Genomic DNA, 24,231 nt, shown 5'->3' with positions numbered 1-24,231 from the left:
TTCTTTACCACTTGCTAGAAAAGGGAGGTTAAGAGTATACAATTTCAGCAGAGAAAGACAACGAAACCATTTAAATTATGAGGTGAGAGAAAATGAAACCACTAATTGGTGTTACGGGGTATTATATTGATCATAGTGAAATAGGGAAGGAGGGCTTACGAGGGCTACCAGGTCAAGATATGGCTATCTTTTCTTACGACTACATCCGTTCACTTCAACGAGCAGGTGCAACGGTTGTTCTACTTCCAATTGAGGAAGTGGATCAAATTGAGTCCACACTTAATCAATTAGATGGATTGTTATTGGCTGGTGGCGCGGACATCAATCCAGTTTATTATGGTGATATTCCAAAATCATATATAGGTACTGTAGAGGAAGAACGAGATAATTTTGAATTAAATTTGGCAAAGCAGGCTTTAGAAAAAGATATTCCTATTCTAGGAATTTGCCGAGGATTACAGGTATTAAATGTTGCAGCTGGTGGATCTCTTTATCAAGACTTAGAGCACGAGATGGGGCCAGAATATTTCCATGTTCGAGAACAGTTCCGTAAATGGCAAGGCTCTCATTCCGTAGATCTTCTGGAAGAGGGGAAAATTTATGAGGCTATTGGCCAAAAATCTTTAATGGTTAATTCTTTTCACCATCAAGCAGTGAAAACATTAGGGGAAAATTTTGAGGCGAGCGCATGGTCTTTTGATGGTGTGATAGAGGCTATTGAATCCAAAGCTCATCGTTATGTAGCAGCGGTTCAATGGCATCCAGAAATGATGTCGGAAAAGGATGCTCTACAGCAACGTTTATTTAACCAATTTGTAAATGAAATTAGTAAAAAGGTAGTTAAATCCTAGCGTGTTATAAATAAAAGAATTGGTGGATAGCTTGGTACGTCATGGTAGTGGGGAAACCAGACTGCCAGCTGCCCGGAAAAGTAATAATCAGTGGGGGATGAACAAAACCCCCATTGATCAACGTTTCATTTTATTGCAAAGGGGATTGGTATATGAGTCAAGTATCAGAGAAGGCAGTTTCATTCGAGCCAGAAGAAAAAAAGGAAAGAAAAGAATGGAAAATAAACGTATTTGCAATGTTACTTGTCTTGCTAGTTATTGCGGCTGTTATTACACATATATTGCCGGCCGGAAAATATGAACAGATTGAAAAAAATGGGTATACAACAGTAGATCCAAATTCATTTAAATGGATTGAATCAACGCCACTTGGATTTTTTGATACGGTAAAATCTATTCCTACAGGGATGGTAGAAGCTGCTAATATTATCTTTTTTATTCTTATTATCGGAGGTTTTTTTGGTGTATTAAAGGCATCCGGTACAGTTGAGGCTCTTGTTTCAACGATGGCAAAAAAACTCGCTAACCGTGAAAAGTTAATGATTCCTATTATCATGCTGTTCTTTGCACTTGGCGGGTCATTAATGGGGATGGCTGAGGAAGCTTTAGTGTATGTACCTCTATTTATTCCGCTAGCTCTTGCGGTTGGATTTGATACGATAACAGGAACTGCGATGGTACTAGTAGGAGCGTCCGTCGGATTTACAACGGCAATTATGAATCCGTTTACAGTTGGGCTGGCTCAAGGGATAGCGGGTCTTCCTATGTATTCGGGGATGGGGTTCCGCCTCGTTTTATTCGTAGTCATATATGTAATTGCTGTTACATTCGTTTATCGTCATGCGATGAAAGTAAAGAGGGATCCTGCAAGCGGAATTTACGGAAAATTCGATACAAACAAGCAAGACAGCCTACTAACAGCGAAAGTAGAGTTAACAAAAAGACATAAATGGATATTAACGGCCTTTTTAATCAATTATATTATTCTTGTATTTGGTGTTATTAAGTACGAGTGGTATATAAAAGAAATTGCAGCCTTATTTATTATTTTAACTATAATCATTGCAATTCTTGGCAAGATATCTCTTGATGATACAGTAGAATCTTTTACACAAGGATCGGCATCTTTAATCGGGGGAGCTTTAATCATTGGTGTATCACGCGCTATTTTAGTCGTATTGAATCAAGGGCATATTATAGACCCACTACTGTATCAAGTGTCGGAAGAAATGAAACATGTATCTCCTTTTTTAAGTGTTGTTGGAATGTACAACTTCCAAGTAGCGATTCATTTTATTTTAGCATCAGGTAGTGGTCATGCGATGTTGACAATGCCTATTATGGCGCCACTTGCAGATTTATTGGACATTACACGCCAAACAGCCGTATTATCCTTTTCATTCGCCGATGGTATTGGAAATATTATTTTTCCAACAGGTGGTACGCTAATGGCTGGATTAGCAATCGCAGGGATTTCATGGACAAGGTGGGCAAGGTGGATTCTTCCTTTAATTCTCATTGAATACTCAATCGGTTTAATAGCAGTTATAATTGCTCATCTTATTGGTTATGGTCCATCTTAATAAAAGGTGGACTGCTTTCAATTATAGAAAGTTCGGATTTGAAGAAGATCGCTAAATAATGGTGATAGAAAAGCCCGGTTTAGAAGGGCTTTTTTTCTATGTGAAATTTCATTTGTTTTGTTTACATAATATCTTTACAATCATTTGATAAAATAAAGTCAACTGCATATTGTGAGGGTGGATGGTTATCCCTTCTTTCTATTCGGAAGGAAAGGAGGTGATAATATGGAGTTTTTGTTTGACCTTGTAAAAGAGTTTGTCAAAGCGACTGTGCGCGAAGTTTCAGCGTATTTTTTGCGGAAGCAACTTCTGGATAAGGACAACAAAAAACCCACTCCGCGCCGTCACAAGCAAAAGGGTGGGTTCCGCAAAAAGAAATAGCTTATAATAACCACCACCCTAATCGGTAGCAGTTATGGAAGAGATGTTAGCGCATCTCTTCTTTTTATTATATGCCATTTTATTTGATGTCATACTTATATAGTATTCTACGGAAAATATATCATATTCCTATTTTGTGGTCAATTTGATCCCGCTTTAACGGGCAGTAAGACCCCCACCTCAAAATTCAGTGGAAGCAAAGAAGTTAGGTGGGGGATCAACTGTCCGTAAAAGTCCGATTAGTTCAACTAATAATCAGTGGGGGATGAACAAAACCCCCCACTGATTAAAGTTTCACTTTATTGCATGATTGAAAAGGTGTAGTCTTATTCCTCTTCAAACTGAAAGATATCCCGATTAATAAGTTGGTGGAGATACCTATCCATTTCAGCAGCAGAAACTTTTCTTTCACTTTTAAACCACCATGCGCTTAATGAGGTGATTGCCCCTGAATAAAATTCAATGATTAAATCATTGGGCATCGTATGATTTTTGTGCAGTTGATTTAACGCTTCTATTTCTTGTTTTCTCGTTTCGTGACTTAAATGCTGTGTCCGGTTAATAAATTGTTCATCAGACATTTGTGTTTCTAATATTTTACCGATTTCTTCATGATGTAGAAATTGTTCCATTACTTGAAATGGTTTACTTAATCGATCTGAAACCGGTATTTCAGCAATCATCTTGCCGTATCGTTTAAATCCAAATGTTAATAAAGCATCTTTATCTTCAAAGTGTTTATAAAAGGTTGTTCGGTGTACCATTGCGCGGTCACATATTTGGTTAATCGTGATCGTACTATATTTCTGTTTTGATTGCGTCATTAATTCAAATAAGGAATCCCACAGTAATTTATGTGTACGTCTAATACGTAAATCAAGTTGTTTTTCACTATCGTTCATCTACAATTCTCCTTTTTTGTAGATTAAATATACAGTGGCTGAAAATTGATTCTCCCTTTTTAATCTACATATGTATATTATATTACATGTGTTCCGGTGTATTTAAAGTTTTTTAAGTAAGAAACAGGAGGAGAATCTGTAAATGAATATGACAACTAAGAGCCCAGTAAGTGGCAAAGTTGATACTTCTAATTTGAAACATACCCCCATTTTAATTGCATTACTTTTAGGTGCAATGGTTGCATTATTAAATGAAACATTACTTGGAAATGCGTTAACGGTATTAATGAAAGAATTTGACGTAACGGCTTCAACGATTCAATGGCTTTCTACAGCATACATGTTAGTAGTTGGGGTTTTAGTTCCAATTACAGCATTACTTCAGCAATGGCTCACAACGAGACAAATGTTTTTGATCGCTATGGTAACGTTTTTAGTCGGTACATTAATTGCGGGATTCGCACCGACATTTTCCGTTTTATTAATTGGCCGTATCGTCCAAGCTGTAGCGACGGGGTTAATTACACCGTTATTAATGAATACGATTTTAATCATTTGTCCACCTGAAAAACGTGGTGCGACAATGGGATTAATCGCACTCGTGATGATGGCAGCTCCGGCAATTGGCCCTACATTATCTGGAGTAATTGTGGATTCATTAAATTGGCGCTGGTTATTCTATATTGTTATTCCTATCGTGATCATTTCCATTATGATTGGGATGAAGTACATTCAAAATGTTTCAGAGTTAACAAGGCCAAAAGTAGATTACCCATCTATCCTTTTATCGACATTAGGATTTGGCGGGCTTGTGTATAGCTTTAGTGCATCGGGTGATTTAGGATGGTCCGATGCAAAAGTGTATGGCACTTTAATTGTTGGGCTTATCTCATTATGTATTTTTGCCGTTCGACAATTGAAAATTGAGAATCCAATTTTAGAATTACGAGCATTTAAAGTTCCGATGTTTACATTATCAGTTGGATTAATTGTCATTGTGATGATGTCGCTATTTTCAACGATGACTTTATTACCGATGTTCCTGCAAACCGTTTTACTCGTTACAGCTTTTAAATCAGGAATTATCATGCTTCCGGGAAGTGTTATTAGCGCCATAATGGGACCAATCGCAGGTAAACTATTTGATAAATTTAGTCCGAAAGTTATTATCGTTCCCGGCATTGTCTTAGTAGGAATTGCAATGTTCTTATTTAAAGGCATTACTCCTGATACATCAATGGTACAAATTATTGTCATGCATAGCGTATTAATGGTTGGACTCATGTTTGTCATGACAGCACAAACATACGGTTTAAATCAATTAACACCAGATTTATATCCGCACGGAACAGCACTATTTAGTACGTTGCAACAAGTAGCTGGTGCAATTGGTACAGCTATCTTTATTTCGAAAATGTCTTCAGGAACAACTAAGTATATGGAAAGCTCCGCAAATCCACTGGATCCAGTAGAGAAGTTAAACGGTTTAACGTCAGGGTTCCAAGGCGCATTTGCACTTGGGTTAATCTTTATTATTGTTGCATTTATCGTATCGTTATTCTTAAAAGAAGAGAAAGAAGGAGTAAAGGCAGCGAGGGTTTTACAGAACGAACATTAAGGTTTATATAAAAAAGACATCTTTCCCTAGAAAAGATGTCTTTTTTATATTTTTTTCGTAACACTTGTTTTGGGTGTCTTTATACATAAGAATTGGTATGTACAATAATTATCCTTTTTGAGAATAAGGATGCAAAGCCGTACTAATAACTAATAGTTCACCAGATGATTTAGTGACATCGTATATAGATCCTGTTATGAGAATAGGCATAGTCATGATTGTGAAGTTGTTATATTGGTATTAAATGATTTATACGTTTTTTATAGTAAAAATTAGAGACACTTCAATAAAAAGGAATTAAATATGGTACTCTTTAGTTAAGATATTTAAACGAAGACAGGGGAAATGAAGATGGACAAAAAGCTAACGTATTGGCTAGCATCTATTATAGGTGTAGTAGTACTTGCAACTGGTATGACTTATGGAATGTTACAGTTTGCTGAAGTCCCGCTTGAGAGTGAGGACCATGTTTTTGCAGAGGTTAATAAAGAAGACACACTATCGAATGAAGCAGAAGTGAAAGGTTCAAATGCACAACTTCACATTACAGTAACTTCTACTGAAGAAGAAGTTATTTCAGCTATGCATAGCATGACTCATCAAAAAGTAAAAGCGTGTGAAGGAAAGGGAGCAACCCCTATGTCCAAAAAGAATGCAGAGAAAGTAAGAAACATTCTAAACGGAAACAATTTCAAGAATAAAGAAGAGCTATTAGCAATTACTGAAAGATGGGCAAATAGAGATTTTAGTAAAATTTTAGAAGAACATAACTATTTTATTAAACTTCAAGGTGGCAAGATAGGTGAGGCTACAGTGATGGATACGGTAGACGAGCAAGTATTCTGTCTCAATACTTTCGGTGATGATGTAACGGCCGCATTAGTTAAATCAGGAGATCTTCAGCCACGTTAAAGTGTCTTTCTCAATTATAAGAAAAGCCTCAAGTATTCATATATTTGAGGCTTTTCCAATGAAAAGATAGGAATGATTCGAATTCTTTACATTAAGAACAAAGTGGAATTACTCCTAAACCAATTAATAAAGCTGCAGCAACTGCTGGAATTGGTACAGGAATTTGAATACCTTCTACAAACAAGAAATACTGACCACTTACTATTTTAAAACAAACTAATTGCATGGCTATTCCTCCCTTCTTTTAGAATTAATACATTATATTAATTTATCTATTTATTGTTATAGTTGAATTATTAATTTTTAAAAATATAGTTAATATGTGAATAGTTTTCGAAAGGACCTGCTCAATCAATACGAAAAAACATAAGATGAAACGAATCCATTAAAATACATGAGTGAACCTTAGTTTTCCCCTCTTATCTAAAGGAGGAACTATTATGGGTTATGGTGGTAGTTGTGGCGGTTGTGGCTTCTCGGGAGGCTTTGCTTTATTAGTTGTGTTATTCATTTTATTAATCATCGTTGGAGCTTCTTGCTTCTGCTAAAAACTATTGGAAAAGACACTCATAAGGAGTGTCTTTTCTTTCGTGCAAAATGATTCCTGATAATATCCAACTGTATATAGTATACGGTATATTTTTTCCTCATTAGACATGTAGAATTGTAATAATTACATTAACACCAGGAGATACAAAAACTTTCTTACTTGAGGATGTTTTCAAAGTATTACTGTCTCAAATGCTACTACAGCTAACGCTTTACTGATTCCATTATTTATCCAACAAATAACATATATTTGTTGTGATAAATCAAATTCATATTACTGTGAGAATAGTGATTATGGTTATTAGTAGTTATTAAAGAGGGCCTTGGCTCTTTTTTTATTTTCTTTCGACATAATATGACAATATACAAATTAACAGTTTGGTATTATTATCTAGAAATCTTACATTTATCTACAAATTATTATTGTATTTTTAATTTTTTAAATGTAAAATATTTCAATGTAAATACATACCATTTAGGGGGATAAAGAAATTTATGAAAAAATTATTAGCTTCAGCAACAGCGGTAACACTATTAACAGTGGGGTACAGTTCTTCTGCATTTGCAGCTAAGAGTCCTAATGATACAAAAAACTGTGGCCATTTTAAAAGTCAACAAGATGCTCAAGCATTCTGGGATCAAAATGGATATGGTGTTGGAAATGATCCGCACCGTTTAGATAATGATAAAGACGGCATTCCATGTGAGGATTATAAATATCCAAAGAGCACAAATACTACAACAGAAAATAAAGAAACTACTAAACCTCAAGAACAACCTAAACAAGAAAATACTAAACAGGAAAACACTAAACAAGAACCTGTTAAACAAGAAAATACTAAGCAAGAGAATTCAAAACAAAACAACCAAACAACAAATAATAAACAAGAACAAACTAAGCCTCAAACAACTGCAAAAGAAACAAAGAAAAATACTAATACAGTTGTGAAAAAAGAAACAAAAAAACAAGGTGAAAAATTACCTAATACAGCATCAAACGGTGTTACAATGATGCTAGCAAGCTTAGGATTAGCATTAGCTGGAGCTGTATTAATGTTCCGTCGTAAAAAGACAAACGCATAAAATAGTTCCTTAAAACGGCAGGAGAAATCCTGTCGTTTTCAAATGGAGTGATAAGAGTGAATAAAAAACAATGGATAGGCTTATGTTTAACTGTTATTGGACTTACTATCTTTTCTTATTATTTTCTAGAATGGTATAGTGCTAGACAATCAGCAGAGTCGTTGACAACTAACGAGGCTAAACAATATGAGATCTCCACACCTTCTAAAGAAAATGAAAAGCAAAACATCAATCAAATAGAGACAGAGATAAAGACTGACACTTCATTACAAGAAGAACCTGTACAAATTCCTGCTTCAAAGGTAAACCATCAGTTAGGAGATAAAGTAGCATATTTAATTATCCCTAAAATACAAAAGAAATACTCTATATATTGGGGAGCCGATGATAAAGTACTAAAAAAGGGTGTAGGTATGTTTGTTAGTGACTTAACTACTACACCATCTGGAAATGGTCATACAGTTTTAAGTGGACATAGAGATACTGTTTTTACCGAGCTTGGTCAATTAAAGGAAAATGACCAACTTATCGTGGAATATGAAAATAAAACATATACATATGAAATTAACAAGCATTGGATAACAGATTCAGAAGATCGAACAGTTATTGTAGAAAAAAGTGAGCCAACATTAACATTAACAACTTGTTATCCTTTTGACTATATAGGAGACGCTCCAGATCGGTACATAATTGAAGCATCTCTACTTTCCATTCATTGATGAGGATGGAAAGTCCAATACACATTAGTAAAATTAAAGTGGTTATCGAGTCGGAGAAAGGCACCTTAGAGTGTCTTTTTTTATGTAATTTAGTTGCCCATATGGAAAGTTTGTTATAGTTTTTTGTTTAGCGTGATTTTTTTCGAAATGCTGGCGGCACCCCATCGCTATCAACCTAACAGAACAGGTTGCTCCCAAAAGTTTTTTATACAGAATAACATCAAAAAATACGTCTTGAACAAGCGTTAAAAAAGAAAGCTGAAGGGCAAGTATACCCTTTTGGAATCTTTTTAAGAGAAAATGATAAAATGAAGATAATATTAGGGAATTGTGAGGATGATTACGTTGCTTACTTTGATAAAATTTGTAGTTAGTTATGCTGCAAGTCTATTTGCTTTTATTTTTGGATGGTTCTTAATTTCATATATTTTTAATCCTAGCTTTATTCACCCAGACGTTTTACAGGGGTTCATAAAAACTATCGTCACTTATGGTAGTATACCAGCTCTTATAGCTTGTCTAATTGGGGAAGTCTTATATAGGAAAATTAAACGATGTCGAGAGTTTCAATTTGGAATTCCTTTATTTATAGGACTAGCAGTTATCTATACACTTATACCATTTCTTTTTCTTTTTAATTTTTCTTTTTCATATTTCTTTGACTTCGTTGCACCTGTTATTATGGGTTCCTTAGCGTTTTATTTAGTACGTAGAAAAATATAATTTTCGTTTTGATCCATTATAATAGCTATCTCTGAATCACTAGTTTCAAAAAAGCCTTCACGCAATGATGATTGCATGAAGGCTTTTGATGTTTTCTTATTTTTTTGTCTCGTTAACCCATGTAATAATGTCTTGGATGACATACTCGGGAACATTAGCAGGAATTTCGTATTCACTAGGAAGACTTAATTCCCCGTCACCCTCCGTGAAGAAATGATTCAATTTCGGGTATTTTTTGAACTGAACATTCCCGCGGTTTGAAAGTCCTTTCTGCCATTTTGTATATTCATCTTTTACTGTTACTTGATAATCGCGTGCTCCTTGCAAAATGAGTAAAGGCTCTTTTCGTGATTGTGCTTCTTCAACTGGACGCCACCTAGAAACATCATACATAAAATGAGGTGACCCAAAATTGTAGCCAGCTGGAGGATGGTCAGGATTGAAAGCAGGATCCTGGATAAAAGCGACCTGTCTTTTTAATTCATCGATTACTTCCTTTGACTCCCCAAGGTATTGATACTGATCAATGGCAATGTCAGTCAAAGGGCGTGCAGGTGGTGCGAGTAAGATACTTCCTCGGACAAGTGAGGAAGGCGCTTTGCTCAGTATACGCGGCATTGTGCCAGCTCCTTGGCTATGTCCGAGAATGAAAATATTATTTGGATCAATGCCTTCCTGCTGCGCTGCTGACTTTGCTGCATATATGGCATCATCTGTAGTATCACGGTCTAATGTAACAGGTTCTGCACTCATCTTTAATGCATGTTCTAAGGTACGTTTTTCATAGCGCAACACTGCAATTCCGTTGGATGAAAGGCCTACCGCAAGATCGCGTAAGATTTTTGTTCCCAAATAGGTAGCATCGCGATCATGGATGCCAGCACCATGAACAAGAACAACTACGGGCAGCTTTTCACCACGCTTATGTTTCGGAACTGTTAATGTCGCTGGTAACGGATAGGTAGAATTTCCAATGACGATTTCACGTTCTTGATAGGAGTCAGGTTGATCATAGCTAGGATGGAGGATGGTAAAATATTCCTCGGGTGGCCTTTCTCCAATTTCATCTACTTTCCCGCCAGGTGTGAATTTAAGGAGTAGCGGTATGGTAGTTCCTTCGGTAGCTGCTGGAATTTCCAACGTCTGATGGACCGAGTTTCGTTCTTTTATCACGGGGGTTCCCATGCTTTTTATCCCGCTCCAGCCACTTTGTGTCCACCAGTTTTGTAATGTGGTTGCTGTAAATTTGGATTGAAAAGCAGTAGACGTCAACTGTAGTGCCTCTGCATACTTACCTTGCTGGAGATATTCAAAAAATAATGATGTACGCTCCGTTAAAGAGATTAATTTCTTTTCAGCAGATTGTTTCTCACGTGTATCTGCGTGAATAGTTGTTGTAAGCGGGAAAGATGAAACGCCTAAAGAAAAGAGTAGGGTAAAGGTAAGTGCTGATCTTTGTATTTTCTTTTTTTTATTCATGTTTTAACCTCCAATATGTGATGGTAAAAAACAGGTAGGGTAATTAGGGTTCTGGTGCGAAAACTTAAAAATATTTGCAAGCAATCTCCAAAACTTGGACATACTCATATTATTATTCTAAAAAAACGTAGATTTCTTCTCTTGTCACATGCATATTAATCCCAGAAATAATCTTTCTTCCTTCACTTTATATTTTGATTATACGAAACAAAGTTCTCGTTTTTCTTACTTGATACTTACAAATTCCTTAAGTAGGGGATATTTAAAAATCTTAGCTTGATGAATATGTAGAAGTACTCCTATGTTAAGAGATAGCTTAAGGACCAAGGATTATATTGTTTTTATGAAGAGTTGATGTTATGTTTGTTTTGTAACATATGGTGTTTTATGTATGTAGGAGGATTTATTGAAGAAATTATTAATATTGTTTTTATTAGCTACATTTTGTCTACAGATTACAGGATGTTCTAATAATATGGGTACACTAAGGGAGAAGTCTAAAACTTCAACACCTGTGAAGTCTAAACGCATCAATAAAGGGTGGTACAAACATATGTAATAGTTTGTACCACCCTTTATTGATGTTAGAAGTCATAAAGAAAAGACACCCTAAGGTGCCTTCCTTCGACTTGAACCATCTTAATTTTAATAATATATTGGACTCCCATCCAAATATTATTTTACCATGTTAAGTTGTTTTATTCATTGAGAAATATGCTTTAAAACTATATTTTTAAAAATTATATAGATTTGAACAATATGTATACGAGCCACATATCAAAAAAAAGACACTCTCAAGAGTGCCTCTCCTTAGCAGCCGAATCCGCCGCCCCAACAGCTAGCGCCAACGATGATTAATAAGATGAAGAGCACAACAAGTAAGGCAAATCCGCCGCCGAAACCACAGCCTCCACCACAACTACCTCCATAGCCCATATTAACTCCTCCTTCCATAAAGACCATTTATTAATGGATTTAATTTAATTTATGTTTTTAAGGGTGAATGGAGCAGGTCCTTAAAAAAATAAAAGGATTTTGGAAGTTAAAAAGAGTTGACGACCTTATTTTTGTCACCGGTATTTCGTCTGCTACATATTGTATTTTATTCTGTGTATTGGGGGAAGGAGGATCTTATGGCTAATTCTGAGATGATTTTACGTTTACTTACGGATTTAAAGATTGAACAACAATTGTTGAAAGAACAGTTAGAGAAAATGCAAACAGCTGTGACTATTCTTGAAGAAAAATCAGTGACGCTTAAAGAAAAACCAGCGACTCTTAAAGAAAAAACAATGACTCCTGAAGAAAAACCATCTGTTACAAAGCAAAGAGCTTTTTCTGGACGCCCAACATCTTTTCGTGATTGGAGAGCATCTAGTCAAAAAAATTAGGGAATGTTATGTGAAATGATAAATAAAAAAGTACAGTCTGCTGTAGAAAAGACTGTACTTTTTTATGTCGGTAGAGAATGTTAAGGGAGACGCATTTATTGGCCTATTCCACTTTTAATTGGAGTTCTTTATCTAACTTATCATTATTAATTTTTAAAGTTAATCCTTGCGTGTTTTTCGGTACATCAAATACAATGTTTCCTTCCGAACTTTCATTAGGATTAACAATATTAAATTTGAATGTGGAGATATTCGCAGTTTTAAGTACTGACTGATATTCATTGGAAATGTGATATTCTCTTCCAAATCCATCAATTAATTTAAAGTTGTTAATATCTAGTGTAATGGGTTCTTCTTTACGATTATAAACGGCGATGTCTAATACTTTAAAGACACCTTGTGCTTTAACTTCTCCAGTCCCTAGAACATCTAATGACTCGGCAGATCCCATTGACATGTATACATCAGAGGAATCTACATTGGTAGGAAGTTCTTTTTGCGGATCCTTGCTGCTAAGTTTGTTATTCTCTGTTTTTTTAGAAGTAGCCTGCTCATTTTTCTCGGGCGCATCATGTGAACTGCAAGCTGATACTCCAAACAAGAATGTGCTACATAATAATGATGCTAATAACTTTTTGTTCATCGTTTGTTTCTTCCTTCCAAAATAGAAGCACTTTTAATGAGTGCTATATATATTTGTATATTTATTACATTTTATATCTTATTATATTAATTTTGGAAGGAAAAGGGAAAAATTGAGCGTTTCTCTGATTCGAATTATTTATCTGTCTAAAAGTTGAAATTAAAATGAGCCCCATAAATGATAAACCATTCCACTTACAAAAAATGCTAATCCTAAAAATAAAACAATTAAAGCAAGCATTCCATTTTTATTATGTTCCATAAAAGTAGCTCCTTTTTCATTTACTTACATACAAAAAGCCTTTAGTCGTAATTATGGCTAAAGGCTTTAATCTTCATACTTTGTAGTTTATAAAAAAGTTGCACTTCTGTATTAATCTGGAATATGATTGTTTAAAGAGAAGGTGATGAGTACATGCAGGAAACAAAACAATTCCCGCTTATATCTGGAAATCCCTCATTAGATTTAGTAAATACAGAGCTAGTTAGGCGTGGACAACGTTATGATTTATTAATAACAGATGAAGATGTATTAGAATGGCTACATGTAATAAAGGTTAATCTTCCTTTTTGGAATGAGAAAACACTTATAGGAATTCAGAAGCGAATGGATCAAGTTACATCTAGCATATTAGAGGTAAGAGAAGTATTGAGAAAACAGTTTGAGGCAATTGCTGATCAGCAAGAAATTTCTAATGATTTTATTACGTATTTAGAAAAAAAAATTGAGAAGGCACCATTTACATATAAAATCATTGAACAGCAGCTAGTATCTATCCCAGTTGGAGAAATCGAGGATGTACTCGCATCGTTAATTGCATTTGACGCTTTAACGTTAATAGCAGAAAATAAGCTTATTTCCCTTAAAAGGTGTTCAAATCCTGACTGTGTTTTATTATTTATAGATAAGAGTGGAAAACGAAAATGGTGTTCTATGAAAATATGTGGGAACCGGAAAAAGGTAGCAAAATTTCAGGATCGAAAATTTGAAGAAGTTTAGAGAATCAACTTATAACAGTTGATTCTTTTTTTGTACTTTAGAACTAACCCCTTAAATTAATATTTACAGGTTAGTTATGTCGAGTTATAATTGTTGGTAAATAAAGGAGGAGAACGATGGATAATATAACAGCAACTAAGCAGAAAGATCCTCAACCAATAAGTGTACGATATTTTACAAAAATGAAAGGGAAAGGAAGAAGCCCATTACAAGTAAATGTAAAGGACTCTTTAACGGGACTACTAGGGGGATTTTTAACAATTCTTACCTTAACATATTTAACGAGCATAACCTCTACAGAATTATTAATGGCTCCATTTGGTGCGAGTTGTGTATTAGCGTTTGGAGTTTGGAATGCGCCATTATCTCAGCCGCGTAATATTATTGGAGGACATTTGATTTCAACTTTCATTGGTCTATCAATATATCATTTGTTTGGGAATGAATATTGGACAATTGCTTTAGCGGTGGGGATGGCAATAGCCGTTATGATGTTAACGAGAACGACGCATCCTCCGGCAGGCGCCGATCCGATTATCGTTATTTTAGGGGCAAATAGTTGGAGTTATTTAGTAACACCAGTTTTAATTGGCTCCGTTGTTATTGTAGTTATTGCTTTATTCATTAATAATATGAGTAGTAAAAGAAGCTATCCAACTTTTTGGATGTAGTTTGTGAAGTGAAAAATAATTTAAATGAGTATTCTATTCTTACTATGTTTTATTTTTTATATAGTAAAAGCCTTAGTCGTAATTGCAGCTAATGACTTGGGTCCTCATACTTTGTAGTTCATAAAGAAAAGACACTTTAAAGTGCCTTCTACAGATTTGAATTATTTAATTCATGTAATTAATATTCGTTAGCATAAAACTCTTTTATTAATTTTATTTCATTTGTATCTGGATTAAACTTAAATATTTTAATTTGATTCGATTCATCTTTGTATGCAAATGTATTCTCACCAACTTGGGTCATATTGCTGGTGTTTAAAATAGGATCGCTACCGTGATCAGTAATTTCCACAGTTTTCTCCCGGTTCCAGAATGCAATGACAATAATCAAAATGATAAGACATACCCGTATAAAACGTAATTCTCTTGCAACAGGATGTTCCATCTGTTTGTCTCCTTTACTGTTTGATAGAGTGTGTTTATAAAAGAGATAATTCCTAGGAATATAAATAAAAAAGACACCGTAAAGTGTCTTTTTTATTTTAGTTATGCGCATTACTTAATAAGACGCTAGTTCCTCAGTCTGGCTATGAGTAACTATGTAGGGTGATTCCATCATAACATTTTAACCAGTAATGGGTCTATATGGAATTTAATTGTTTTTCTTTTTGATTATTCAGAATGACTTACCGAGTATTTGGATGAGGAAAGCAGTGAGACAGAAGCGACTAAACTTGTTTTAGAAGAGTGTCTTCTTTTTTGTATCATTGTGAGTAAAGTGTAGAGCGATATTTCCCTTTACACGAACATAACGGTATACTATAGTTAAGTTAAGTGAACTTAACTATTAAGCGAAATAAAAGCATGGAGGAATAACGCTATGACTAGAACGTATAAAGAAGTAATTAATGAAATGAACCGAGCTTATAATGAATTCTACATTTTACTATTCCAGGAGTTAAAAGATGAGTTCGGTCTTACAGGACAGCAAGAGAGCATGCTATTTCATATTAATTTAAATGAAAACACGACGGCAAATCACATTGCGACTACTTTTAATGTATCAAAAAGTGCCGTTAGCCAAGTTTTATCGAAATTGGAGAAACAGAAGATGATTTCAAAACAAGTAAACCCTAATAATAAACGGGAGTATTTTCTTACACTTGGTCCAAACGGTAGTAAGTATATAGAGCGGTTGTCTGAGTTAGATGATGTATTAATTGAGAAATATTTTTCTAAAATCGATATAAACGCCCTAGAGCAAATGACAGATACGTTAACGAAAATAAATAAAGTGATATTGGAAGAAAAGCAGAAGGATCTTGATTGTAATGAGTAAGAACTTAGATGAAGCAATTAGTAGAAAGGAGGAGAAGTGCATTATGAGTTTCATACCAAATATGATTACGATAGCAAATTTTATATGTGGGCTTTTGGCTATTCATGCTGTTTTCGTTGACGAGATGTACGGTGCAGTTATGTTCATTATTACAGGTATGGTCCTTGATCTGTTTGATGGCATGGTCGCTCGGAAACTTGATTCTGTTTCGGAAATAGGCGGAGAGCTAGACTCATTTGCGGATTTAGTGACCTTCGGTGTGGCACCATCTATTCTTGCATATAGTACTTCGTTAAAAGATTTGCAGTCTATCGGGATGATATGTGCGCTTGCTTATAGTATTTGCGGAATGCTTCGGCTTGCAAGATTTAACACACAGCAAAGCAAACTCCCGACCTTTATCGGCATGCCGATTCCATTTGCGGCAATGTGTCTCCTCATTTTATGTTTTTTAAAGAATCCAGTTTCCGTGGCGTTTGGTACATGCGCACTCGCTTATTTAATGGTGAGCAAAATCAAATTCCCTCATTTTAAAAAAGATATAGCTGAAAGCTTGAAGCCTGGAAGATTGGACTGATGATACGGAATTACAATGAGAAAGATAAAGGAGAATAACATGATTCGTATGGCACTAAAATCGTTTAACATACAAATGTATTGTTTGCTAGGCGTAATGTTATTGGGCTGGCTCGTGACACCTTTTTCAGCCCAGTTTGTAGGGATAAGCATTGGCCTTTTGGTGAGTATGTACTGCGCCTGGATTTTAGGAAGGCGTATTGAAAAGTTCGGAGATAGCATTGTAAAAAAAGAAAAAGCACCGATGCTCGGAATGATAAATCGGTTTGCAGCCGCAATACTAGGTGCGATTATTATGTATGAAATTGAACACCATGAATTCATGTGGACATTCGCTGCCGGAATTATGGGTGGGTATTTCTTGGTTATTATTAATTTGGGGTATTACAGTATGAGGGATGCGGAGGAATAAAGTTTCACTTTATTATAAAGAAAAGACACCCATATAAGAGTGTCTTTTCTGATAGTTTTTTAGCAGAAGCAAGAAGCTCCAACGATGATTAATAAAATAAACAGTACAACTAATAAAGCAAATCCTCCAGCAAAACCGCAGCCTTCGCCGCAACTACCACCAAAACCCATAATAGTTCCTCCTTTTAATAAGAGGGGAAAACAAGGGTGCACTCATGTATTTTAACGGATTCAAATTACTTTATGTTTTTTACGCAATAATTGAGCAGGTCCTTTGGAAAATAAAAAAAGACATCAATTAAGATGTCTTTTTTCTTTGTAAATTGGTGTTAAGAAGGTAACTTATTGCTTTTAACCTATGAATAATATAACAATCATCGAGTAAGTTTATTATAGCAGTGATAAATAGGATTTTTATATGTAATATTACATATATATAGATTTATTTATGTTTTATTTGTATATTTTAATTGTCTGTTCCTTGTTTTAATTCGTTTAGTTATATTATTTTTTGAGTGCTCCAGCAATGGAGCCTTTTTTTAGTATTCTATTTTGATGATGTTCCATAAAATTAGCACCTTTTAAAGCTGTTTTTATATAAAAAGTCTTTAACTTGTATTTATAGCTAAAGGCTCTGAGTGTCATACTTTATAGTTTATAAAATCTTATAAGAAGAATAACCAGTATTTTATATAGAATTTATCCCACTATTTGCCGGGCTGCCCATAAACGCCCGATTGGTGAGAGCTGATTAAAGTTTCACTGTATAATGTTTTTTATCCAGTTTGGAACTGAAAATGTACTAGCTTGATAATGAAGCTAGGTTATTAGAAGTGAAAAATTTTAGTTTTATTATAATTAATAGAAATGAAAGTAGTGTAAATATAAATCCACTCCAAATAAGTTGATGAATACCTAAGTTTGAAATGAACCAGCCTCCAATAGTTGTTCCTAGAGTAATTCCAAGATTTGAGAATGAAACGAATAGGCTATTACCAAATTCGGGTGCTTCTCTTGCTTCACTTATTAACCATGTTTGACCAACAATTAATCCACCAGCATGCACGATTCCCCAAATGAATACCATAAAAATCATTGGAACAAGATAAGGACCTAAATAATAAACCAATATGTAAACAATAGAATATAAAATAGGGAACGATATTACTGTATTTACTATGCTTCTTTGCAGAAGACTACCAAATAAATGATTGCCTAAAATCATAACTATACCAAATATGAATAGCATGATACTGATGAGCGATCCATTCATGGAAGTTACTTTCGCAAGGTATTCGGCGAAGTAGCTGTATACGGAAAACATGGCTGCAAAAAGGAATGTGACAGTTAAAATATTTAACCATAATCCTGGTTTGCCGAGTATACGAATTTGTTTGCCGAAAGACATTTTTTCTTTAACGGGCATAGAAGGAAGTGAGATTAGTATTCCAATGAATGCAAGGGCGTTAATAAGCGCTCCGAATAAGAAAGCAATTTCTAATGAAAATTGATCTGCAAGGTAAGAGGTTAATGGTACACCTAGTGCAAAGCCAACCGTAATTCCCATGAAAACTTTTGTAACCGCTTGACCACTCTTTTCAGGAGGGACAAGTTTAGCAGCAGTTACAAGAGCGATTGAAAAGAAGAGTGGGTGAAGTGCTGCAGGTAAAATACGAAAAATAAGCATGATTTCAAATTGTGTTGTATAAGCGTAAATTATATTTGAAATAACAAAAACAAAGATTGCTATTAATAAAATTATTTTACGATTAATACTAGAGACGAGCAGAATTAAAAACGGACCAGAAATAGCAACGACTAGTGCGAATATACTTACTAAAAATCCTGCCTGTGCAGTTGAAATGTCAAATTTCTGAGTGATTTGTGGTAATACACCGACAATACCCATCTCGGTAGTAATAATTCCAAACACCCCTATTGCTAGTGTAAGAATAAGTAAAGGACTTACTTTTTTCATTTGTAAAACTCTCCATTCTTCTTATTATTTTGAAAGTGAAATCGATTTATTAACAAGGAAATGAGCATGATTGGATGTCAATAGTATTAGAATTATGTAATGTTAAACACAAACACAGATATCTAAATAACTAGATATGATATGTTAAAAAAGATGCTCCTTTCTATGTTTCTTTCTTTTATAGGTAGCGAAGTTTTAAAAAGAATGTATTGGGCAGCTATATAAAAGCAGAATGTGTGAAAGCAAATAATCAATGGTAGGTTGATTATTTGCTTTTACTTTATAATTCATTTTGAACGTATTCAGAAAACGCTTGTATTGTTTTTTCATTTCGACGATAATATGTCCATTTTCCAATTCGGTCAGAGTCTAGTAGTCCTGCCTTTTTCATAGTTAATAAATAACTAGAAATAACCGATTGGGCTAAGCCAGTTTTAAGCTGAATATCTCCTACACACACTCCAATCTGAAAATTAATCCCTTGTTCTAAATAAGGTTTTTCGTCGAAATGGTTTTCTGGATTTTTTAACCATGATAGAATTTGACATCTTGTTTCATTTGACAATGCTTTATAAATTAATGAAGGTTCCATAAGGATATTATATCTACTTTTATAGATTTGTAAATGGGTTTGTGTGATTTTAAGGGAAGAAGGTCTAGTTGATCCCCTCGAATAGGAATAAGGTGCTCTTGATCTGTACCCTTTGTAAAGGACATTTTAAAAAAAGTTAGGCAACCTAAAAAAGATGATTTCTGTATGCAAACAGAAGTCATCTTCTTTAAATTCCATTGATAGCAAGAGTGATTATAGTACGTCATATATTTATTAATTTCATGTTTTAACTGAACAAACGAGTCACATGATTTTATATATGCTTTATCGGTTAAAGTACTACGAGGATTACGTGCAAAAATGATAGTATTGTTAGGTTTAAGCATGTTGTTGCCTAGCTATCAATGGCGGATGCCTAAGAAGAGTAATAATAAAACCCAACTGAAGATTTAAAAAAAATTTTATATTTACCCCACTCTTTATTTTAAAAGTTTTTCCTATCCTATAAATGAGTTACATCATGAAGGAGACTAAAAAAGACAAAGTCATAGATGAAAATGTAAAGTTAGGGGATTCTACATGGATACAGGAGTTTTGATTAGTTATTTGTATACTTATTTCTTTACTATTATGTTTTGTATTGTGTTTCAAATTGGAGTTTATTTTAAAGCGAAAAGAACTATATCTATTCGGCATTTTTTGTGGGTGTATGTTTTTCTGTTCTATCTTTCGTTAGTGTATAAGGTGACGCAAATCGCGACTGTATGGGATATAAGTAGATATGAAACGTGGATTCGTGTAAGTCAAATCAATTTGACTCTATTTGATACGGCAGGTAGTACTACGTATCTTTTGAACATTGTACTGTTTATGCCGTTAGGTTTTTTATTACCGATGATTTGGCCGCACTTTAGAAAAATGAAAAACACCGTATGTGCAGGATTTCTTTTTTCATTGGCAATTGAGTTAAATCAATTACTTAATAATAGAATTACAGATATTGATGATTTATTTACGAACACTCTCGGGGCGATTATTGGATATTTATTATATAGAGCTTTTAAAATGATATTAAGAAGAGAGGGGAAAAAGCTTGATATCAACTCTTCTCTAGTTATAAAATACGAGGCTGTTTTTTGTTTAGTGTGTTCATTTGTAGGGGCGATGTTAATTTATCATCCAGCTTTATTTGGAAGACCTGTCATCATTCAGTGAGGTGATTACGAATTTTTTTTGAACGCTCGTGCGATATTTCAATTTGTAAAAAGCCTTTAACTTGTTATAGTTAAAGGCTTTTATCATCATGATTTTTACTTACCAATTACCCACTCTAACATCTGCCTTCAACCACTTCACCCAATCCAAATCCTCTACCTTAAGCAAACTGAGCGAAACACCCTTCATATCTAAAGAAGTTAACAACGTACCAACCTTTACGAATGTAACTTGTAAGCCTTCCAATTCACACAAACGACGAATGTCATTTGCGAAAATGTATTGTTCCATTAATGGTGTCGCACCTAATCCATTAATGAGAATAGCGAAGTTGTCACCTTTTCTCCAGCGATAAATGCTTTTTAGTTTGTTCATTAGTTCGATCGCTAATATTTCAGAAGAGGATAGTGCTTCTTTGCGGTAACCTTTTTCGCCGTGAATACCGACGCCGTAAAAGACTTCATCTTCGGTTAATGTGAAGGAAGCTTTTCCTTTCACTGGATCGTTTGCAGGTGAAAGAGCAACTCCTAATGTGTGTAAGTTTTCTGTAACAGAACGGCCAATTGTTGTTAGTTCTTCTAAAGAGTGACCTTCAAGAGCGGCCGCACCAAGTATTTTTTGAACGAAAACAGTACCAGCGACGCCGCGTCTTCTTTTATTAAAGGAAGCATCATCTTCAATTGAAACATCGTCATTTACGATGATATGGTCAACTTTTCTTCCTTCTTCTTGAGCAATTTGCTTTGCTGCTAGAAAGTTTTCTACGTCATCTTTAAAGTTTTTGATGATGAATAGTATACTTTTATCTTTTGGTATGAGGCGGGTTGCCGCTACAATTTGTTCCACTGTAGGCGGAGTGAAAATATTGCCGTTTACTGCCGCTGTAAGCATACCTTTTCCTACATAACCAATATCAGCAGGTTCATGTCCGCTACCACCGCCGCTTATAATAGCGACGTCTTGCTTCATTTTTTCGATATCTTTTACATAAATGATGTTATTTGTTTCATCGTAATTTACTTTGTCGTTATGTTCAAAATAAAAGCCATGCAGCATATCTTGAACGATATTTTGTACATCATTCATAATCTTTTTCATTGCTTTTGCCACCCTTTAATTACTTTGCTGATTGCTCAAGTAATAGTAGTAATTGATTGTTTATCATATTTTTCATAAGAGAAGACATAACGGATGGATCTACTTCGCACTTGCTTTCAATCCAATCTTTTATCGTTCCAACGAAGCCGTGACTATAAAAGGAGGCAATCGTATTTTTGGTCTCATCAGAAAGGCTGAATCCACAGCTCACAGATAATTCATCAATAATCTTCATATATAAGTTTTTCGTATGCTCAAATAAATAGTGATTAAACGAGTTTTGCTCAATGACTTTAAAAGCATTTCGGTAAAATTTTTGATTTTCATAAAAGTAATCAAATAATAAATCGAAAATGTTTTCCCATTTTTCATAATCGAGAAAGTCTATAATATTTTCTTTCGTTTCTTCTCTATAAATCCAGCTTAATAGTTCAAATTTATCTTTAAAATGATAATAAAAAGTTTGCCTACGCATTTGACAGTGTAACATAATATCGCTCACTGATATTTTATGAAACGACTCTGTTTCCATTAAATACTTCAATGAGTTCGCGATTATCTTTTTAGAAATTATAGAAGAGGTCATCTAAATCATCCCTAGAATGTTATTAATATAAAAATCCTACCCATAAATGAGAGCGGTGTCTTTAGACAGATTGTCCATTTTGTCCGTTTACTATAAAACGCTTTCATTTTAACATGAGTAGTAAGAAGAAGATTTCAAATATATCACAATATATTAAAGGAATTGAGGGAGAACTACAATGAAAAAGATTATAAACAAACCAGAAACATTAGTAATGGAAATGTGCAACGGAATGGTTATGGCTCACCCAGAGCTTGAGCTTTTGAAAAAATATAAAGTCATTAAGAAGAAAGAAATGAACGAAAATAAAGTAACATTAATTAGCGGCGGCGGTAGTGGCCATGAGCCGGCACATGCAGGATTAGTCGGAAAAGGAATGTTAGATGCGGCAGTGTGCGGAGATGTGTTTGCTTCTCCTTCGCAAATTCAAGTTTACCAAGCGATTAAAGAGACAGCTAGTAAAAAAGGTACGTTATTAATTATTAAAAATTATAGCGGCGATATTATGAATTTCAAAAACGGTGCGCATTTAGCGACGGAAGATGGAATTGAAGTCGACTACGTAAAAGTGGACGATGATATTGCGGTAGAAGATAGCCTATATACAGTAGGACGCCGCGGCGTTGCGGGAGTTATTTTAGTTCATAAAATTGCCGGCGCAGCAGCGGAAGCAGGTATGGATTTAGGAGCGGTGAAAGCTGTAGCAGAAAAAGCAGCGACTAACGTGCGCACAATCGGTTTAGCGTTAACGTCTTGTACAGTTCCAGCGAGCGGATCACCTACTTTCACACTTGCGGAAGATGAAATGGAATACGGCGTAGGTATTCACGGCGAACCAGGAATTAAGCGTGAAAAAATGCTGTCGGCTGATGAATTAGCTAACCGTATGACAAATGATTTAATGAAAGATTTAGGAGTAAAAGATGGCGAGGAAATCGCACTTCTAGTTAACGGTTTTGGCGGAACACCACTGCAAGAACTTTACTTATTTAACAACGCCGTTACGAGAGAACTAGCTGCAAGAAACATTAAAATTAATAGAGTATTCGTCGGTAACTATATGACAAGTATTGATATGGCTGGTATGTCTTTAACGGTAATGAAGTTAGATGACGAGCTAAAAACATTACTATCAAAAGAATGTAATACACCAGCGTTTAAAGTAGATGGACCAGTTGAAAGTGTAGAGTACGTGAATGTACTTGAAGAAACAGAAGAGAAGGAAGTTTCCTTTGAACTAGAAACAGCGGAAGAGCACGCTGTGATTAAAAATAATGTCATCACATTAAACAACATAATTTATCTCGTTGATAAAATGAGCGATATTATTATTAAAAATGAAGTACCGTTTTGTGAGTTAGATACACATGCAGGTGACGGCGACTTCGGAATGAGTGTTGCAAAAGGATTTAAGCAATTAAAACGTGAGTGGCATTCGATTGTAGAACAAGAAAATGTAACGATTGGATCATTCCTTGACGGTTGTTCGATGATTATTATGGAACATTGCGGCGGCGCTTCTGGTCCAATTTGGGGCGGAGCATTCCGCGCAGCTAGTAAAGCAGCAGGCGAGAAGCGTGAGCTAACAGTGAAAGAATTCGCTGAAATGTTACAAGCAGCACTGCAAGGCATACAATCTATCGGTGAAAGATCATTCGGTAGAGGAGCGGTAGTTGGTGACAAAACATTAGTCGACGCACTTGCTCCATGTGTAGATTCTTGGTTAGATAGCGCTTCAAACGAAGAAGACATGAAAACTGCCTTCGAAAAAGGAGCCGAAGCAGCGGTTAAAGGAGCAGAGTATACGAAAGAAATCGTAGCTCGCATGGGCCGCGCCGGTACAGTTGGTGAAAGAAGCTTAGGCTATCCAGATGCAGGTGCACATGCGCTTGGAGTTATCTTTACGGAGATTGCTGGTAGTTTGAAATAGGAATGAGAAGATCCCCTCTGCCTTGTGGTGGAGGGGTTCTT

General features: G+C 35.0%; 28 protein-coding genes and 2 pseudogenes. 18 read left to right on the top strand and 12 right to left on the bottom strand.

Going from position 1 to position 24,231, the window contains the following annotated elements:
- Positions 1–92: 92 nt before the first annotated feature.
- From BUA87_RS12710 to BUA87_RS31345, 3 genes are all read left to right on the top strand, one after another.
- On the top strand, positions 93–851 hold the full coding sequence (locus BUA87_RS12710; RefSeq protein WP_071713748.1) for a gamma-glutamyl-gamma-aminobutyrate hydrolase family protein: 759 nt from the start codon (positions 93–95) through the stop codon (positions 849–851).
- A 152-nt stretch (positions 852–1,003) separates the two neighbouring features.
- Positions 1,004–2,434, top strand: coding sequence for a YfcC family protein (locus BUA87_RS12705; protein ID WP_071713747.1), 1,431 nt, complete (start codon positions 1,004–1,006; stop codon positions 2,432–2,434).
- Positions 2,435–2,659: 225 nt separating this feature from the next.
- A complete protein-coding gene (locus BUA87_RS31345; RefSeq protein ID WP_000394753.1) occupies positions 2,660–2,815 on the top strand; it encodes a hypothetical protein in 156 nt (51 codons plus the stop codon).
- Between the two features lie 326 nt (positions 2,816–3,141).
- Here the strand turns inward: BUA87_RS31345 and BUA87_RS12700 are convergent, their stop codons facing one another.
- The gene (locus tag BUA87_RS12700; protein ID WP_071713746.1) at positions 3,142–3,717 is read right to left on the bottom strand and encodes a TetR/AcrR family transcriptional regulator; all 576 of its coding nucleotides are present in this window, start codon (positions 3,715–3,717) and stop codon (positions 3,142–3,144) included.
- A 142-nt stretch (positions 3,718–3,859) separates the two neighbouring features.
- On the opposite strand from BUA87_RS12700, the gene BUA87_RS12695 reads away from it, so the two are divergent.
- Both BUA87_RS12695 and BUA87_RS12690 read left to right on the top strand, forming a co-directional pair.
- Complete coding sequence (locus tag BUA87_RS12695) at positions 3,860–5,335, top strand: MDR family MFS transporter (RefSeq protein ID WP_081367161.1); 1,476 nt, start codon at positions 3,860–3,862, stop codon at positions 5,333–5,335.
- A gap of 351 nt (positions 5,336–5,686) precedes the next feature.
- Positions 5,687–6,247, top strand: a complete 561-nt coding sequence (locus tag BUA87_RS12690) for a PRK06770 family protein (protein ID WP_065228391.1) — start codon at positions 5,687–5,689, stop codon at positions 6,245–6,247.
- Between the two features lie 91 nt (positions 6,248–6,338).
- On the opposite strand, the gene BUA87_RS31810 is transcribed toward BUA87_RS12690, so the two are convergent.
- On the bottom strand, positions 6,339–6,473 hold the full coding sequence (locus tag BUA87_RS31810) for a hypothetical protein (protein WP_001177693.1): 135 nt from the start codon (positions 6,471–6,473) through the stop codon (positions 6,339–6,341).
- A gap of 214 nt (positions 6,474–6,687) precedes the next feature.
- Here BUA87_RS31810 and BUA87_RS12685 point away from each other — a divergent pair, with 214 nt between their 5' ends.
- The 5 genes and pseudogenes from BUA87_RS12685 to BUA87_RS12665 all read left to right on the top strand — a co-directional run bounded on the left by BUA87_RS12685 (position 6,688) and on the right by BUA87_RS12665 (position 9,321).
- On the top strand, positions 6,688–6,795 hold the full coding sequence (locus tag BUA87_RS12685) for a YjcZ family sporulation protein (RefSeq protein WP_000540375.1): 108 nt from the start codon (positions 6,688–6,690) through the stop codon (positions 6,793–6,795).
- Between the two features lie 496 nt (positions 6,796–7,291).
- Positions 7,292–7,879 carry an excalibur calcium-binding domain-containing protein gene (locus BUA87_RS12675; RefSeq protein ID WP_000734535.1) on the top strand — a complete coding sequence of 196 codons (588 nt, stop codon included), beginning with the start codon at positions 7,292–7,294 and terminating at the stop codon, positions 7,877–7,879.
- A 56-nt stretch (positions 7,880–7,935) separates the two neighbouring features.
- Positions 7,936–8,598 carry a class D sortase gene (locus BUA87_RS12670; protein ID WP_065228392.1) on the top strand — a complete coding sequence of 221 codons (663 nt, stop codon included), beginning with the start codon at positions 7,936–7,938 and terminating at the stop codon, positions 8,596–8,598.
- 188 nt (positions 8,599–8,786) lie between these two features.
- Positions 8,787–8,909: pseudogene (locus BUA87_RS31550) on the top strand (N-acetyltransferase); the annotation flags it as partial.
- 25 nt (positions 8,910–8,934) lie between these two features.
- Positions 8,935–9,321, top strand: a complete 387-nt coding sequence (locus BUA87_RS12665; RefSeq protein WP_000631589.1) for a hypothetical protein — start codon at positions 8,935–8,937, stop codon at positions 9,319–9,321.
- Between the two features lie 96 nt (positions 9,322–9,417).
- Here the strand turns inward: BUA87_RS12665 and BUA87_RS12660 are convergent, their stop codons facing one another.
- Both BUA87_RS12660 and BUA87_RS12655 read right to left on the bottom strand, forming a co-directional pair.
- Positions 9,418–10,800, bottom strand: a complete 1,383-nt coding sequence (locus BUA87_RS12660) for an alpha/beta hydrolase (RefSeq protein WP_072939838.1) — start codon at positions 10,798–10,800, stop codon at positions 9,418–9,420.
- Between the two features lie 810 nt (positions 10,801–11,610).
- Positions 11,611–11,736: a YjcZ family sporulation protein gene (locus BUA87_RS12655; protein WP_000540377.1), complete on the bottom strand. Its 126-nt coding sequence runs from the start codon at positions 11,734–11,736 to the stop codon at positions 11,611–11,613.
- A 197-nt stretch (positions 11,737–11,933) separates the two neighbouring features.
- Between BUA87_RS12655 and BUA87_RS12650 the strand changes: the two genes are divergently transcribed.
- Complete coding sequence (locus BUA87_RS12650; protein WP_000013694.1) at positions 11,934–12,191, top strand: hypothetical protein; 258 nt, start codon at positions 11,934–11,936, stop codon at positions 12,189–12,191.
- A gap of 103 nt (positions 12,192–12,294) precedes the next feature.
- Here the strand turns inward: BUA87_RS12650 and BUA87_RS12645 are convergent, their stop codons facing one another.
- A complete protein-coding gene (locus tag BUA87_RS12645) occupies positions 12,295–12,834 on the bottom strand; it encodes a DUF4352 domain-containing protein (protein WP_072939836.1) in 540 nt (179 codons plus the stop codon).
- Positions 12,835–13,248: 414 nt separating this feature from the next.
- Between BUA87_RS12645 and BUA87_RS12640 the strand changes: the two genes are divergently transcribed.
- Together BUA87_RS12640 and BUA87_RS12635 are read left to right on the top strand one after the other, a co-directional pair.
- Positions 13,249–13,833 carry a CGNR zinc finger domain-containing protein gene (locus BUA87_RS12640; RefSeq protein ID WP_072939833.1) on the top strand — a complete coding sequence of 195 codons (585 nt, stop codon included), beginning with the start codon at positions 13,249–13,251 and terminating at the stop codon, positions 13,831–13,833.
- A gap of 116 nt (positions 13,834–13,949) precedes the next feature.
- Positions 13,950–14,504 (top strand): HPP family protein, encoded by a 555-nt coding sequence (locus tag BUA87_RS12635; RefSeq protein ID WP_000368844.1) that lies wholly within the window; start codon positions 13,950–13,952, stop codon positions 14,502–14,504.
- Positions 14,505–14,682: 178 nt separating this feature from the next.
- Here the strand turns inward: BUA87_RS12635 and BUA87_RS12630 are convergent, their stop codons facing one another.
- Positions 14,683–14,949: a YmzC family protein gene (locus tag BUA87_RS12630; RefSeq protein WP_000400971.1), complete on the bottom strand. Its 267-nt coding sequence runs from the start codon at positions 14,947–14,949 to the stop codon at positions 14,683–14,685.
- Positions 14,950–15,384: 435 nt separating this feature from the next.
- Between BUA87_RS12630 and BUA87_RS12625 the strand changes: the two genes are divergently transcribed.
- From BUA87_RS12625 to BUA87_RS12615, 3 genes are read left to right on the top strand one after another with little or no spacing between them, the layout of a single operon-like run.
- Positions 15,385–15,843, top strand: coding sequence for a MarR family winged helix-turn-helix transcriptional regulator (locus BUA87_RS12625; RefSeq protein ID WP_000198941.1), 459 nt, complete (start codon positions 15,385–15,387; stop codon positions 15,841–15,843).
- Positions 15,836–16,420, top strand: a complete 585-nt coding sequence (gene pssA, locus BUA87_RS12620; protein ID WP_000042017.1) for a CDP-diacylglycerol--serine O-phosphatidyltransferase — start codon at positions 15,836–15,838, stop codon at positions 16,418–16,420. The genes BUA87_RS12625 and pssA overlap by 8 nt, the downstream gene beginning before the upstream one ends.
- Positions 16,421–16,459: 39 nt before the next feature.
- Positions 16,460–16,831 (top strand): ATP synthase subunit I, encoded by a 372-nt coding sequence (locus BUA87_RS12615; protein ID WP_000620577.1) that lies wholly within the window; start codon positions 16,460–16,462, stop codon positions 16,829–16,831.
- A 59-nt stretch (positions 16,832–16,890) separates the two neighbouring features.
- Here the strand turns inward: BUA87_RS12615 and BUA87_RS12610 are convergent, their stop codons facing one another.
- The 4 genes and pseudogenes from BUA87_RS12610 to BUA87_RS30935 form a co-directional block, all read right to left on the bottom strand.
- Positions 16,891–17,001 (bottom strand): YjcZ family sporulation protein, encoded by a 111-nt coding sequence (locus BUA87_RS12610; protein ID WP_000505669.1) that lies wholly within the window; start codon positions 16,999–17,001, stop codon positions 16,891–16,893.
- Positions 17,002–17,632: 631 nt separating this feature from the next.
- Positions 17,633–18,808 (bottom strand): MFS transporter, encoded by a 1,176-nt coding sequence (locus tag BUA87_RS12605; protein ID WP_000757906.1) that lies wholly within the window; start codon positions 18,806–18,808, stop codon positions 17,633–17,635.
- Positions 18,809–19,088: 280 nt separating this feature from the next.
- Positions 19,089–19,400 (bottom strand): ArsR/SmtB family transcription factor, encoded by a 312-nt coding sequence (locus BUA87_RS12600; RefSeq protein WP_000433732.1) that lies wholly within the window; start codon positions 19,398–19,400, stop codon positions 19,089–19,091.
- A gap of 145 nt (positions 19,401–19,545) precedes the next feature.
- Positions 19,546–19,696 (bottom strand): annotated as a pseudogene (locus BUA87_RS30935) (IS3 family transposase); the annotation flags it as partial.
- Positions 19,697–19,940: 244 nt separating this feature from the next.
- Between BUA87_RS30935 and BUA87_RS12590 the strand changes: the two are divergent.
- A complete protein-coding gene (locus tag BUA87_RS12590; protein ID WP_000379422.1) occupies positions 19,941–20,576 on the top strand; it encodes a VanZ family protein in 636 nt (211 codons plus the stop codon).
- A 99-nt stretch (positions 20,577–20,675) separates the two neighbouring features.
- Here BUA87_RS12590 and dhaQ read toward each other — a convergent pair whose 3' ends face one another.
- Both dhaQ and dhaS read right to left on the bottom strand, forming a co-directional pair.
- Positions 20,676–21,674: a DhaKLM operon coactivator DhaQ gene (gene dhaQ / locus BUA87_RS12585; RefSeq protein ID WP_000723360.1), complete on the bottom strand. Its 999-nt coding sequence runs from the start codon at positions 21,672–21,674 to the stop codon at positions 20,676–20,678.
- Between the two features lie 19 nt (positions 21,675–21,693).
- Positions 21,694–22,260: a dihydroxyacetone kinase transcriptional activator DhaS gene (gene dhaS / locus BUA87_RS12580; RefSeq protein ID WP_000204213.1), complete on the bottom strand. Its 567-nt coding sequence runs from the start codon at positions 22,258–22,260 to the stop codon at positions 21,694–21,696.
- A 178-nt stretch (positions 22,261–22,438) separates the two neighbouring features.
- Between dhaS and dhaK the strand changes: the two genes are divergently transcribed.
- Complete coding sequence (dhaK, locus tag BUA87_RS12575) at positions 22,439–24,190, top strand: dihydroxyacetone kinase subunit DhaK (protein WP_072939828.1); 1,752 nt, start codon at positions 22,439–22,441, stop codon at positions 24,188–24,190.
- Positions 24,191–24,231: the final 41 nt, after the last annotated feature.

The sequence above is a fragment of the Bacillus sp. bc15 genome, assembly GCF_900142585.1.
Classification (GTDB): domain Bacteria; phylum Bacillota; class Bacilli; order Bacillales; family Bacillaceae_G; genus Bacillus_A; species Bacillus_A cereus.
The sequence above is the reverse complement of the archived record's forward strand: the minus strand, read 5'-3'. Positions and strand labels throughout refer to the sequence as shown.